The organism is Allocatelliglobosispora scoriae, from assembly GCF_014204945.1.
Lineage (GTDB): Bacteria > Actinomycetota > Actinomycetes > Mycobacteriales > Micromonosporaceae > Allocatelliglobosispora > Allocatelliglobosispora scoriae.
The window spans coordinates 4,073,274-4,085,771 of sequence record NZ_JACHMN010000002.1; the positions used below are offsets into that span (position 1 = coordinate 4,073,274).

Here is a 12,498-nt window from a genome sequence, read left to right on the forward strand (position 1 = left end):
GGATGGCAGCTAAACACCTGGTCTGGGACTGGAACGGCACCCTCCTCGACGATCTCCCCCTCGTTGTCACCGCGACCAACGCCGCCTTCGCCAGCATCGGCGGCCCCATCGTCAGCGCGGACGAGCACCGCCGTGATTTCCGTCGCCCGATCAGCGACTACTACGGCAGCGTGCTGGGCCGACCGGTCGACGATGCTGAATATCTCGTGCTCGACCGGGCTTTCCACGACGCGTACCGGGGCGGGGTCGCCGAGTGCCGGCTCACCGCGGACGCCCTCGCCGCGATGGAGCTCTGGACCGGCTCGCAGTCGCTGCTGAGCATGTGGTTCCACGCGGAGCTGGTGCCGACCGTGACGAGATACGGCCTGACCAGCTACTTCGCTCGGGTCGACGGGCTGCGGGCGGAGGTCGGCGGCGGTTTCAAGAGCGAGCACCTCATCGCGCACCTCGCCGAGCTCGGCATCGACGGCGCTGACGCGGTGCTGATCGGCGACTCGATCGACGACGCGGACGCGGCCGCCTCGGTCGGTGCCCGGTGCATCCTCTACACCGGCGGCTTCACCCATCCGGAGCAGCTCCGGGCCTCGGGTCGGGAGTCCGCCGACTCCCTCGTCGACGCCGTCCGGATGGCACTGGCCTGACTCCCGCACCACTTATCGATTCGTGCGCGACCTTCGTCGCCCAGTTGCGGCTTGTGTGGCTCTTTGGTCGATATGGTCGCACGACGCCGACCCGCCCGATGCAGCCCGTGAGAATGAGGGGAGTCGCTGCCGCGAGGGCATCTCTCGCCGGTCAGCGTCGGGCGGGTGCGCGTTCGCCACGCGGTCGACGCTCAAGATCGCGATTTGTGCACGTCTTCACAAGCGCATACTCTGTTGAAGCGATGGGCCCCGGTAGCACAGCCACAAAGGCGCTATGCAGCCAGGGGCACGCTTCTTCCGCACGGAGTCTCATGAGTCAGCAGCGATCCGGATCAGAATCCGGACTTACCACCCGCGACGGCGCGGCTCCGGATTTTCCGGATCTGCCCGAAGCGACGGTGGCACGGCTGCCCGAGTACCTGAGAGCTCTGCATCACCTCGCGGAAGCCGGCCACGACACCGTTTCGAGCGAGGCCCTCGCCGCCGCTGCGGGCGTCAACTCGGCGAAGCTGCGCAAGGACCTCTCCCACCTCGGCTCCTACGGGACCCGGGGCGTCGGCTATGACATCAGTCACTTGATCGCCCAGGTCGAGCACATCCTCGGCCTGCACCTGAGCCGCGCCGTCGCCCTCGTCGGCGTCGGCAACCTCGGCCACGCGCTCGCCGGTTACGGCGGCTTCGCCAGCCGGGGCTTCAAGATCGTGGCGCTCTTCGACGCCGACCCGACCCGCGTGGGCGAGCAGATCAACGGGCTCGACGTGCGGCACATCGACGAGCTCGCCACGACGGTCACCACGGAGCGGATCACGATCGGTGTGATCGCCACCCCCGCACCCGCCGCGCAGATCGTGGCGGACCTGCTGGTGAAGGCCGGCGTCACGAGCATCCTCAACTTCGCGCCCTGCGTGCTCAACGTCCCCGAGGGCGTCGACGTGCGCAAGGTCGACCTCGCGATCGAGATGCAGATCCTCTCCTTCCACGAGCACCGCAAGTCGGCGGCGCTCGCGAGCGGGGAGGCCGCAGCATGAACCTGATCGTCGTCGGCGCCTCCTACCGCAGTGCCTCCGTCTCCCTCCTCGAACGGCTCAGCGTCCCCGCCGCCGAGCAGGGTGCCGCGCTCTCCGCGCTCGTCGCCGGACAGCATGTCGCCGAGGCCGCGATGGTCTCCACCTGCAACCGGGTCGAGATCTACGCCGCGGTCCCCGCCTTCCACGCCGGGCTCGCCGAGATCGTCGCCATCCTCGCCCAGCGGGTCGGCGTCAGCGCCGACACCCTCGCCGAGGGCCTCTACGTGCACCACGGCGCCGAGGCGGTCAGCCACGTCTTCCGGGTCGCCGCCGGGCTCGACTCGATGGTCGTCGGGGAAGCGCAGATCCTCGGCCAGCTACGCGAGGCCTACGCCACCGCCACCGACGCGGGCTCCGCCGGACGCCTCCTGCACGAGCTGCTCCAGCAGGCCCTCCGGGTCGGCAAGCGGGCGCACGCCGAGACCGGTATCGACGCCGCACCCCGCAACATGGTCACCGCCGCGCTCGGCCTCGCCGGGCAGGTCGCCGGTGCCCGGGCGCTGGTGATCGGCGCCGGTGCGATGGGCTCGCTCGCCGCCGCCGCGCTCACCCGGGCCGGTGTCGCCTCGCTCGCCATCGCCAACCGCGATCTGCAGCGTGCCGGCCGGCTCGCCGACAACTACGGCGCCACCGCGCACGACCTCGCCGACCTGCCCTGGCTGCTGGAGGAGGCGGAGATCGTCGTCTCGGCCACCGCCTCGACGGGCTACGTGCTGACCCCCGAGGTGGTCAGCGGGCCGCTCACGATCATCGACCTCGCCGTGCCGCGCGATGTCGCGCCCGGCGTCGCCGACCTGCCCGGCGTCACCCTCATCGACGTCGAGCGGATGGCCGCCCTGCTGGACGGCGAGATCGCCGAGGTCGCCGCCGTCGACCGGATCGTCACCGCCGAGGTCGCCGGGTTCCTCGCCTGGCTGCGCGGTGCCGAGGTCGGTCCGACCGTGGCCGCGCTGCGCGCCCGCGCCGACGAGCTCGTCGCCGTGGAGCTGGCCCGCCTCAATCGGCGGACCGGCTTCTCCGACGAGGAGCGGGCCGAGGTGGCGCACGCCATGCACCGCATCGTCCAGCGGTTGCTGCACGAGCCCACGGTCCGCGCGCGGGAGCTCGCCGCCGGGCCCGACGGTGAGGCGTACCCCCGGATGTTGCGTGAGCTTTTCGGCCTGGCCGTGCCCGCGGAGACCCGGGTTGACCGAGTGCGTGAGATTTACGGCCCTCAGATCGTTGGTGAAGCATGACGCTAAGGCTTGGCACGCGCGGCAGTGCCCTGGCACTCGCCCAGTCGCAGATGGTCGCCGACGCGCTCACACGCGCGACCGGACGGCTCGTCCAGCTCGTGGAGATCGTCACTCCGGGTGATCGCAGCCTGGCCCCGGTGGCGCAGCTCGGCGTGGGGGTCTTCGTCTCGGCGCTGCGCGACGCGCTCGCCGACAAGGAGATCGACTTCGCGGTCCACTCCTACAAGGACCTGCCGACGGCACCGATGGACGGCCTCGTCATCGCCGCGATCCCGGAGCGGGCCGACGCCCGTGACGTGCTGATCGCCCGCGACGGGCTGACCCTGGCGGAGCTTCCGGCGGGCAGCACGATCGGTACCGGCGCTGTCCGGCGAATCGCCCAACTGCACGGGCTGGGTCTCAGTTTGAACACGGTGCCGATTCGTGGCAATATCGACACCCGGCTACGGAAAGTGACCGACGGCGAGCTGGATGCCGTCGTCCTCGCCCGAGCCGGCCTCGTCAGGCTCGGCCGAGCCGACGAGATCACAGAGACTTTGGACCCGATGCTGATGCTGCCCGCACCCGCCCAGGGGGCGCTCGCGGTGGAGTGCCGGGCCGACGATTTGGACCTGATCGAGGCGCTCAGCGTTCTCGATCATCGCGCCACCCGTGCGGCGGTCACCGCCGAGCGGGCTCTACTGGCGGCTTTGGAGGCTGGATGTTCAGCCCCGGTCGCCGGCATGGCGGAAGTCGCCGACGATGACGACGGCGGCGAAGAGATCTACCTGCGTGGTGCGGTCTTCAGCGAAGACGGCCAGCAGGCCGTCCGGCTGTCCCGCACGGGCACGCTGGCCGACGCCGAACAGATCGGCCGGCTTCTCGCCGCTGACCTGCTCGAACTCGGCGCCGACCGCCTCTTCGGACCGACACACGTCGGTTCGGAGGACGAGAATGTACCTGGGAGTGCACGATGACCCGCACCCGCAAGGCCCCTGGCCACATCGCGTTCGTCGGGGCAGGCCCCGGCGATCCGGGCCTGGTGACCCGTCGCGCCTATGACGCGCTGGCCGAAGCCGACCATGTGATCTTCGATCGGGGCGTACCCGAAACGTTGCTCGCCGCCCTGCGCGAGGAGGTGCGCCCGGAGACCGAGTGGTCCCCGGCCGAGGGCGCCTCCGGCGACGTGGCGAAGGTCCTGCTCACCGAGGCCCGCGCCGGACGCAATGCCGTTCACCTCGTCGGAGGTGATCCCTTCGGACACGAGTCCGTCGTGCGCGAGGTGCAGGCAGTGGCACGCACCGCTGTGCGCTTCTCCGTTGTGCCCGGCGTCGGCCAAGCCGCCGGTGTCGCCACCTACGCCGGTGTCCCGCTGCCCGGTGTGCGCACCGCCGCCGACATCGAGGACATCGCCGACGTCGACTTCACCGCGCTCGCCGCCGGGCTCCGACGGGGCTCCGTCGCGCTCGCCGTCGACGCCGGTGACCTCGCCTCGGTCCGCGACGGGCTGCTCGCCTCCGGTGTCGAGGGCTCGACCCCCGTCACCATCACCGGCGACGGCACCGGCGAGACGCAGTACACCACGGTCTCCACCGTCGACAGCTTCGTCGCCGCCGCGCTCGGCTTCACCGGCCGCGCCGTCCTCGCGATCGGCGTCGGCGTGCAGCACCGCGACAAGCTGGGCTGGTGGGAGAACCGCCCGCTCTACGGCTGGCGGGTGCTGGTGCCGCGCACCAAGGAGCAGGCCGGCGCCATGAGCGAGCGGCTGCGCGCCTACGGTGCCATCCCGTGCGAGGTGCCGACGATCGCCGTCGAGCCCCCGCGTACGCCGGCCCAGATGGAGCGCGCGATCCGCGGCCTCGTCGACGGCCGCTACGCCTGGACCGTCTTCACCAGCGTCAACGCGGTCAAGGCGGTGTGGGAGAAGTTCGCCGAGCACGGCCTCGACGCCCGCCACTTCGGCGGCGTCAAGATCGCCTGCATCGGTGAGCAGACCGCCGACGCCGTCCGCGCCTTCGGCATCCAGCCCGAGCTCATCCCGGCCGGCGACCAGACCTCCGAGGGCCTGCTCGCCGAGTTCGCGCCGCACGACGAGCTGCTCGACCCGGTGGGCCGGGTGCTGCTGCCCCGCGCCGACATCGCCACCGAGACGCTCGCCGCCGGCCTCACCGACATGGGCTGGGAGGTCGACGACGTCACCGCCTACCGGACCGTCCGGGCCGCGCCGCCGCCAGAGGAGATCCGCAACGCCATCAAGCAGGGCGGGTTCGACGCGGTGCTCTTCACCTCGTCGTCCACGGTGCGCAACCTCGTCGGCATCGCAGGCAAGCCGCACCAGCGGACCGTCGTCGCGGTGATCGGGCCGAAGACGCACGACACGGCGATCGAATTCGGCCTGCGGGTCGACGTCCAGCCCGAGCACGCCAGCGTGCCGGACCTGGTCGAGGCGCTCGCCGCCTATGCGGTGGAGTTGCGGGAGAAGCTGGCCGCGATGCCGGCGAAGCAGCGGCGTGGTTCCAAGGTGCAGGGTCCGACGGCGCTTCGGTTCCGTTAAGCGGAGTGGGGCCGCTACTCGTGGCGGCCCACACACCGACCTCAGGAGGGGCGAGATGCAGATCCGGATGAGGCGACTGCGGCGGACGGCCGCGCTGCGACGGCTGGTCAGCGAGGTCGCGGTCAGCCCGTCCGACCTGGTGCTGCCCCTGTTCATCCGGGAAGGGCTCGACGAGCCCCGGGCGATCGGGTCCCTGCCCGGTGTCGTCCAGCACTCCCGGGACTCGCTGCGCAAGGCGGTCGTCGAGGCGGTCCAGGCCGGTGTGGGCGGGGTGATGCTCTTCGGCGTACCGGAGACCCGGGACGCTGTCGGCTCCGGCGGCATCGACCCGGGCGGGGTGCTCAACCGCGCCATCCGCGACGTCATCGCCGAGGTCGGCGACTCGACGGTCGTCATGTCCGACCTCTGCCTCGACGAGTTCACCTCGCACGGCCACTGCGGCGTGCTGCGCTCCGACGGCACCGTCGACAACGACGAGACCCTCAAGGTCTACGGCGAGATGGCGCTCGCGCAGGCCGCCGCCGGTGCCCACCTGCTCGGCCCGTCCGGGATGATGGACGGCCAGATCGGCTACGTCCGTGAGGTGCTCGACCAGCACGGCCACGCCGATGCGGGGCTGCTCGCCTACGCCGTGAAGTTCGCCTCCGCGTTCTACGGCCCCTTCCGCGAGGCCGTGGAGTCGCAGCTCGACGGCGACCGGCGCAGCTACCAGCAGGACCCGTCACGCGTCAGCGAGGCGCTGCGCGAGGCCCGGCTCGACGTGTCGGAGGGCGCCGACCTCGTCATGGTCAAGCCCGGCCTGCCCTATCTCGACGTGATCTCCGCCGTCGCCGCCGAGGTGGACGTGCCCGTCGCGGCCTACCAGGTCTCCGGGGAGTACGCCATGGTCGAGGCCGCCGCCGAGCGTGGCTGGATCGACCGCGACGCGGTGATGCTGGAGACCCTGACGTCGCTGCGCCGCGCCGGTGCTCAGATCATCCTGAGCTACTGGGCAGTCCCCGCGGCAAGACTCCTCCGCGAGCGCTACTAGCCCTCCGCGCCGTCAAATTCGCGTTGATCAAGGGAAGACTCACCATGTCGGGTGTCCGATATGCGGCGAGTCTTCCCTTGATCAACGCGAATTAGGGCTGTCAGCTGCAGCAGCCTCCGCCGCAGCAACCGCCGCCGCCGGCAGGGGCGGGGACGCCTGCGCCGGTGCTGCCGGCCCGGCCGGAGCTGCCCGCCGTCGTCAGGAGCTTCACCGTGTCGGAGTGCCCGTCCGGGCACAGCGCCGGCTCGGTGGCGGCCTCCATCGGACGGTCGACATCAAAGGTGTCACCGCACGCGCGGCAGCGGAACTCGTACCTCGGCATGGGTGAAGGTTATCTCAGGCCCAGCCGGGCAGCGAGATCCGCGACGTCGGCCTCGTACTCCAGCCACTCGCGGTCGGGGATGAAGCCCAGCTCCTGATTTACTTTGATCATCGGTTCGTTGATCGCCGCGTTCCAGGTCTGGACCTCGGTGAGGCGCGGTTCGTGTGAGCGCAGCTCGAAGAGCATCAGCGCCTTGATGGCTCGGCCGACACCGTATCCGCGGTGCCCGGGGACCACGATCGTGTCGTACTGGTCGGCGCGGGACGGGTGCTGTGCCGGGACGACGACCTCGGTGAGGCCGACGACGTCGCCGGTCGGCTCGTGCACGGCGACCACGATGTAGGGGCGCAGGCCGCGGGCGTGCAGCGTGGCGAGGCTCGCCCGCAGCCGGTCCGGCTCGTGGGAGCTGGGCTTGAGGTCCAGATCGCCGAGATCGATGTCCTGCACCGAGGCCTTCGCCGAGGCGTAGGCCTCGATCAGGTCCTCCGGCGGGGCGTCCGGGCAGAACTGCAGCCTATAGCCTGCGGCGACACCGCTGGCGAACTCGCCCAGCGTGAACCAGTCGACCTTGTCGAGCTGCAGCACGCTGCGGATCTCGGTGAAGGCCCGCACGAATCCGAACGACTCGTAGAACGGCACGGCGTCGGTCTTGCCGGGCACCTCGACACCGAGCGCCGTGAAGCCCTCGGCGTGTGCCGTGGCCACCACCGTACGCAGCAGCTCGCGACCCAGACCCTGCTTGCGGGCGCTGGGGTGCACGATGATCTCCACGACGCCGATGTCACCCAAAAGGAGCATGCTGGCCATGCCGAGAATGGGTTCGCCCCGGGTGATGTCTCCCTCGTGCTCCTCTGCAATCCAACTCAGCTTTCGGGCGCCGGGCATGATCACCGACAGGTATTCGCGCATTAACGCATCGCGCCACGGAGGATCGTCCGGTAAATCAACCGCCATGCAATCGTTCAGCGTGGCGACCAGAGTGGTGATCTCCCTAGCGGTCGCGATCCGGGGATCCCATTCGCGAACCATCACCCGTTCAGCTTGCACCGTGCAAGCGTCGGAGGGAAGTGCCTGTTTCTCCAGAGTGTGGAGACCATTACTCTGAGTTATCCGCGACTCTTCTGCCCGTAGGTGTTCGCGGCGGCGTAAACATCCAGCAAATATTGAGAAACGTTGTTGTAACCGAGGATCGCCGCTTTCCAGTTGGCGATCACGGTCAAGTCCTTCGCCGAGGCGCAGAGTTGATTCGCGGCGGCGAGCGCGGCGTCGTCGATATCGGACGGATCGATGATCCCGTCACCGTCGGCGTCGGTGCCCAGCGCGCGCCAGGTCTTCGGGATGAACTGCATCGGTCCGACCGCGTGATCGAAGGCCCGGTCGTTGTCGAGAGCGCCCGCGTCGGTATCGGTGATCTTCTTCCGGCCGCCCTTGCCGTCCAGCGGCGGCCCGACGATCGGCGGCAGCGCCCGGCCGTCCGCGCCCAGCGTGGAGGCGCCGGTACGGCCGTGGTTGGACTCCACCTTGCCGATGGCGGCCAGCGTGGTCCAGGAGAGCTTGCAGGTCGGCTTGCGCTGGCCGAGGACCCATTCGGCGTACCCGTAGGCGCGGAGCGCCACCGGGGGGATCTCGACCTTCGTCGCGAGCCGGTCGGCCCACTCGGTCAGGCCGGAGTTGGCCGTGACCGGCGAGGCACTGGCCGTCGGTGACGACGAGGGCGAGGGGAGGAAGGCCGACTCGCTCGGCGTGGGCTCGATCGTCGTCGTCTCGCTCGCCTGCGCGGCCGGGCGCGGCGTGGCGCTCGCGGGGACGAGGATCGCGCCGAGCAGGGCGGTGATCCCGACGATGACGACGATCATCGCGCCGCCGACCGCGAGCTGGCCGTGCGGCTTACGGGCGGCCGTGGCGATCTTGGTCGCGGCGGCCGTCGCCGAGGCGGCGGTCGCACCGACCGCGGACACGCCGGCCGGCCGGATGCGGTGCTTGGCCGGTCCGCCCGGGGCGGTCGGCGCAGTCGCGGCCGTCGGCTGGGTCGCGGCGGTCGGCGAGGTTTCGGTGGTCGGACTCTCCACGGCGGGCGCGGTCTCGGGCTCGGGGGTAGGGGCCGTCACGCGATCGAGTATTGCTCAATCGGTGTGATCCTGCGAACCAACATCCGACTGGCTGGCCCCGGAGGTGATCTACATGTGACCATTTGGACCACATCGAGGAAGTCCGGGTCATCGTTACGTCACGCAGACAACCAGTTTCGACCTCGATCGTTAGCCGGTTCTTCACCTGTCTTGGCGGGTCAGGACCAAGGTCTGCGCTTCCTAAGCCGTTTCGGGGATGCAATCTTCCAGGTACATGCGACAGCATGAACCCGCGACTTCCAGGGGGTGGGGGTTAGGCGTGACGGCAGGGATGCGTCTGCCCAGTGGGCTGGTGACGTTCGTCTTCACCGACATCGAGGGCTCAACGCGGTTGGCCCAGATGCTCGGCCGGGACTACCGACCGGTGCTCAACGAGCACCGGCGATTGTTGCGGGCCGCGTTGGTCGACGGCGGTGGTGCGGAGCTCTTCACGGAGGGCGACTCGTTCTTCTTCGCCTTCGCCGATGCGTGGCGCGCCGTCGCCGCGTGTGCCGAGGCACAGCGGCTGCTCGCCGCCCACCCGTGGCCCAGCGAGGACGCGCGGCCGCGGGTCCGCATGGGCCTGCACACCGGCCACGCACAAGCACACGCCGGGGAGTACGCCAGCGCCGAGGTGCACCGTGCCGCCCGGGTCGCCGAAGCCGCACACGGCGGCCAGGTGCTCCTCTCCGGCGCCACGGCGGAGCATGCCGCACCCCTGCCCGACGACGCGTGGCTGCTCGACCTCGGCCTGCACCGCCTGCGTGGCTTCGATGGTCGTGAGCGCCTCCACCAGCTCGTCGCGCCCGGTCTGGAGCGCCAGTTCCCGCGGCCCCGCACGCTCGGCTCGGCCCCGCACAACCTGCCGGTGCCGGTGACCGGTTTCGTCGGGCGCGAGCGCGAGACGGCCGAGCTGCACAGCCTGATGTCGCATAACCGGCTCGTCACCGTGGTGGGTGCGGGCGGTGCGGGCAAGACCAGGCTCGCGGTCCGCCTCGCCGAGACGATCGCCGAGTCCTACTCGGACGGTGTGTGGTTCGTCGATCTCGCCCTGATCGGGATGGAGCTGGCGGCCCAGGGTCCGGTCACCGACCCCGGCATGGTCACGCTCGCCGTCATCGACGCCCTCGGCATCCGGCCCGAGCCCGGCCGCCCGGTCATGCAGACCCTGCTCGACCACGCCTCCACCCGCAAGATCCTGCTCGTCCTCGACACCTGCGACGCCCAACTCGGCGGCGTCACGCCCGTCGTCACCGCGCTGCTCGCCTGCGGCCTGGGTGTCAGCGTGCTCGCCACGAGCCGTGAGCCGCTCGGCGTCGCGGGTGAGGTGGTCTGGCGCATCCCGCCGCTCGGCCTGCACGCCGCGCCCGGCGATGCCCACTCCGACGCCGTCTGCCTGCTGCTGGAGCGCACCGCGGCGGCGCGTGGCGGCCGCCCCCTCATGCCGCACGAGGCCCGGCACCTGACCCGGGTGGCGGTCCGCCTGGACGGCCTGCCGCTCGCGCTGGAGCTCGCCGCGGCCCGGCTGCGGGTCCTGGACGCGAGCGAGCTCGCCGAGCGCCTCGAAGCGGAGCTCGACGGCCGCCAGCCCGATCCGCTGGGCGCCCTCGACGCCGGCCGCGGTGCCTCCGCCGACGCGATGGACGCCTCCTCGCGGCACGCGACGATGCAGGCGACCGTGATGTGGTCCTATCGCACGCTGAGCGCGGAGTCGGCCCGGCTGCTGCGCGCGCTCGCCGTCTTCGCGGGCCCCGTCGACCTCTCCACCGTCGAGTGGCTGATAGCGGGCGATCCCCTCGACGCCCTCGCCACCCTCGTCGACAAGTCGCTGATCCAGGCCTCCAGCGGCCCCAACGGCACCACCTATCGGCTGCTCGACCCGATCCGCGCCTTCGCCGCCCGCCGGCTCGTCACCGACGGGGAGGAGCGCTCGGCGCGGGACCGCCACGTCACCTGGGCACTGCACCGCCTGCAGCGGGTGAGCAGGGGCGCCGACGGCCGGGCCGTGACGCTCTCGATGTACGCGTTGGACCCGCTCGCCGCCGAGCTGCGGGCCGCCCTGCGCTGGTGTGTCACCGGCGGCAGTGCCCGAGTCGGTCTGACCATCGCCGCCGGTCTCGACCAGTGGTGGCGCGAGCGCGGCCTGGCCCGTGAGGGACGGCTCTGGCACTTCCGGCTCTACTCCCGACAGGCGGAGACCGGCGAGCAGATCCCCGACAGCGAGCTCGCCCTGGCCTACTACTCGCACTCGGTGCACTCGTGCGCCGACGGCGAGGTCGCCGAGGAGCTGCGCTTCGCCAAGCAGGCCGAGACGGCCGCCCGGCGCAGCGGCGACAACGGCACGATGGCCCGGGTGCTCGCGGGGCAGGCCGGTCCGCTGGTCTCGATCGGCAAGGCCGCCGAGGCCGAGTCGCTCTGCCGGACCCTGCTGACCTGGGCCGCCGCGCACAACGTGATGGCCGACGCGCTCTTCGCCGTCTACAACCTCGCCGAGCTGCTCTGGCTGCGCGGTGCCTATGACGAGGCGGCGGAGCTGCTCGCCAACGCGCGTCCGACGGAGGCGTTGCGGCCGGCGGAGCGGGGTCGGCGTACGGTCGACCTGCTCCTGGGCATGGTGGCGCTCGGGCGGCGGGATGTCGTCGCGGCGCACGACCACCTGTCGGTCGCCCTGCGCTCGCGGATGTCCTACGGCTTCCACTCGCGCGCCTGTGTCGCCGTCAACGCCATGGCGGTGCGCTGCCTCATCGGCGGCGATGCGCTGATCGCGGCGAAGCTCTTCGGCGCGGCGGCGGCCGCCAAGGCACGGCTCTGCCGCGGTTCCGGCCTCTTCGGCTCCTACTGGGCCGAGCAGCAGGACGCGATCAGGGCCGCGCTCGGCGACGCGGTCTTCGACGAGGCCTGGGCGCAGGGGTCGGTGATGTCGCTGGACGAGGCGGCGGCGCTGGCGCTCACGGTGGAGCACCCTGATCTCGCCGCCGACTCGGCCCGGTTCAGCGCGCTGAAGAAGTAGCCGGCAGCAGCTTCGCGGCCCGGTCGATGTCGGCGGGGGTGACCGAGGCGAGCGAGCCGAAGTTCTTGACCGCCTGGTAATAGGTCCAGGCGAGGCTGGTGCAGGCCGGCCGGACGAAGGCGTTGTAGGTCGAGCACTTGCGCTTGAGATCCTCGTAGAAGGCGCTGTCGATGCGGGCCTTGTTGGCGGGGAAGATCCCCAGCTCCTTGTGGTTGCGGTAACCGAAGTCGTGCCGCGCGCAGGAGAGCTTGAAGTCGAAGCCGAGCGGGTTGTCCGGCGAGGTGGAGCAGAGGTCGGTCGACCAGTTGAAGGCGTATGCGGCCCACGCGCCCTGGTTGTTGCGCGCGCTCAGCCAGGAGTTGTAGCTCGCGGCGCTGGTCTGGGTCCAGCTGGAGAGCACGGCGGGCTTGTCGGCGGGGACGGCGGCGGCGGCGGGCGCGGCCAGGGCCGCGACGAAGAGCGCGGCCAGGGGAAGGGCGAGCAGCACGGAGCGGGTGCGGGTCATCGCGTCACCTCAGGATCTAGGGGGTACGCCAGAGTGTCCGGGCCGAT

General features: G+C 71.0%; 11 protein-coding genes. 7 read left to right on the top strand and 4 right to left on the bottom strand.

Annotated elements, in window-relative coordinates:
* The first annotated feature begins 2 nt into the window (after positions 1 to 2).
* The 6 genes from F4553_RS24135 (at position 3) to hemB (ending at position 6,506) form a co-directional block, all read left to right on the top strand.
* Positions 3 to 641 carry an HAD family hydrolase gene (locus F4553_RS24135; RefSeq protein ID WP_184839542.1) on the top strand — a complete coding sequence of 213 codons (639 nt, stop codon included), beginning with the start codon at positions 3 to 5 and terminating at the stop codon, positions 639 to 641.
* A gap of 311 nt (positions 642 to 952) precedes the next feature.
* Positions 953 to 1,669, top strand: a complete 717-nt coding sequence (locus tag F4553_RS24140; RefSeq protein ID WP_184839544.1) for a redox-sensing transcriptional repressor Rex — start codon at positions 953 to 955, stop codon at positions 1,667 to 1,669.
* Positions 1,666 to 2,943: a glutamyl-tRNA reductase gene (locus F4553_RS24145; RefSeq protein ID WP_184839547.1), complete on the top strand. Its 1,278-nt coding sequence runs from the start codon at positions 1,666 to 1,668 to the stop codon at positions 2,941 to 2,943. Before F4553_RS24140 ends, F4553_RS24145 begins: the two co-directional genes overlap by 4 nt.
* Positions 2,940 to 3,899 carry a hydroxymethylbilane synthase gene (gene hemC, locus F4553_RS24150; RefSeq protein ID WP_184839549.1) on the top strand — a complete coding sequence of 320 codons (960 nt, stop codon included), beginning with the start codon at positions 2,940 to 2,942 and terminating at the stop codon, positions 3,897 to 3,899. Before F4553_RS24145 ends, hemC begins: the two co-directional genes overlap by 4 nt.
* Positions 3,896 to 5,476 carry a bifunctional uroporphyrinogen-III C-methyltransferase/uroporphyrinogen-III synthase gene (locus tag F4553_RS24155; RefSeq protein WP_184839551.1) on the top strand — a complete coding sequence of 527 codons (1,581 nt, stop codon included), beginning with the start codon at positions 3,896 to 3,898 and terminating at the stop codon, positions 5,474 to 5,476. The genes hemC and F4553_RS24155 overlap by 4 nt, the downstream gene beginning before the upstream one ends.
* 55 nt (positions 5,477 to 5,531) lie before the next feature.
* Positions 5,532 to 6,506, top strand: a complete 975-nt coding sequence (hemB, locus tag F4553_RS24160) for a porphobilinogen synthase (protein WP_184839553.1) — start codon at positions 5,532 to 5,534, stop codon at positions 6,504 to 6,506.
* A 100-nt stretch (positions 6,507 to 6,606) separates the two neighbouring features.
* Here the strand turns inward: hemB and F4553_RS24165 are convergent, their stop codons facing one another.
* The 3 genes from F4553_RS24165 to F4553_RS42545 form a co-directional block, all read right to left on the bottom strand.
* Positions 6,607 to 6,828 (bottom strand): FmdB family zinc ribbon protein, encoded by a 222-nt coding sequence (locus F4553_RS24165; protein ID WP_184839555.1) that lies wholly within the window; start codon positions 6,826 to 6,828, stop codon positions 6,607 to 6,609.
* A gap of 9 nt (positions 6,829 to 6,837) precedes the next feature.
* On the bottom strand, positions 6,838 to 7,857 hold the full coding sequence (locus F4553_RS24170; RefSeq protein WP_184841154.1) for a GNAT family N-acetyltransferase: 1,020 nt from the start codon (positions 7,855 to 7,857) through the stop codon (positions 6,838 to 6,840).
* Positions 7,858 to 7,934: 77 nt separating this feature from the next.
* A complete protein-coding gene (locus F4553_RS42545; protein WP_184839557.1) occupies positions 7,935 to 8,936 on the bottom strand; it encodes a lytic murein transglycosylase in 1,002 nt (333 codons plus the stop codon).
* A gap of 280 nt (positions 8,937 to 9,216) precedes the next feature.
* Between F4553_RS42545 and F4553_RS24180 the strand changes: the two genes are divergently transcribed.
* Complete coding sequence (locus F4553_RS24180) at positions 9,217 to 11,946, top strand: ATP-binding protein (protein ID WP_184839560.1); 2,730 nt, start codon at positions 9,217 to 9,219, stop codon at positions 11,944 to 11,946.
* Here F4553_RS24180 and F4553_RS24185 read toward each other — a convergent pair.
* Positions 11,927 to 12,451 (bottom strand): phospholipase, encoded by a 525-nt coding sequence (locus F4553_RS24185; protein ID WP_184839562.1) that lies wholly within the window; start codon positions 12,449 to 12,451, stop codon positions 11,927 to 11,929. The two genes, F4553_RS24180 and F4553_RS24185, sit on opposite strands and share 20 nt — an antisense overlap.
* Positions 12,452 to 12,498 lie beyond the last annotated feature (47 nt).

Excerpts from the sequence above, each read along its gene's own strand:
- F4553_RS24185 (WP_184839562.1), bottom strand. The coding sequence starts at position 12,451 with ATGACCCGCACCCGCTCCGTGCTGCTCGCCCTTCCCCTGGCCGCGCTC.
- F4553_RS24135 (WP_184839542.1), top strand. The coding sequence starts at position 3 with ATGGCAGCTAAACACCTGGTCTGGGACTGGAACGGCACCCTCCTCGAC.
- F4553_RS24165 (WP_184839555.1), bottom strand. The coding sequence starts at position 6,828 with ATGCCGAGGTACGAGTTCCGCTGCCGCGCGTGCGGTGACACCTTTGAT.
- hemB (WP_184839553.1), top strand. The coding sequence starts at position 5,532 with ATGCAGATCCGGATGAGGCGACTGCGGCGGACGGCCGCGCTGCGACGG.
- hemC (WP_184839549.1), top strand. The coding sequence starts at position 2,940 with ATGACGCTAAGGCTTGGCACGCGCGGCAGTGCCCTGGCACTCGCCCAG.
- F4553_RS24145 (WP_184839547.1), top strand. The coding sequence starts at position 1,666 with ATGAACCTGATCGTCGTCGGCGCCTCCTACCGCAGTGCCTCCGTCTCC.
- F4553_RS24140 (WP_184839544.1), top strand. The coding sequence starts at position 953 with ATGAGTCAGCAGCGATCCGGATCAGAATCCGGACTTACCACCCGCGAC.
- F4553_RS24170 (WP_184841154.1), bottom strand. The coding sequence starts at position 7,857 with ATGGTTCGCGAATGGGATCCCCGGATCGCGACCGCTAGGGAGATCACC.
- F4553_RS24155 (WP_184839551.1), top strand. The coding sequence starts at position 3,896 with ATGACCCGCACCCGCAAGGCCCCTGGCCACATCGCGTTCGTCGGGGCA.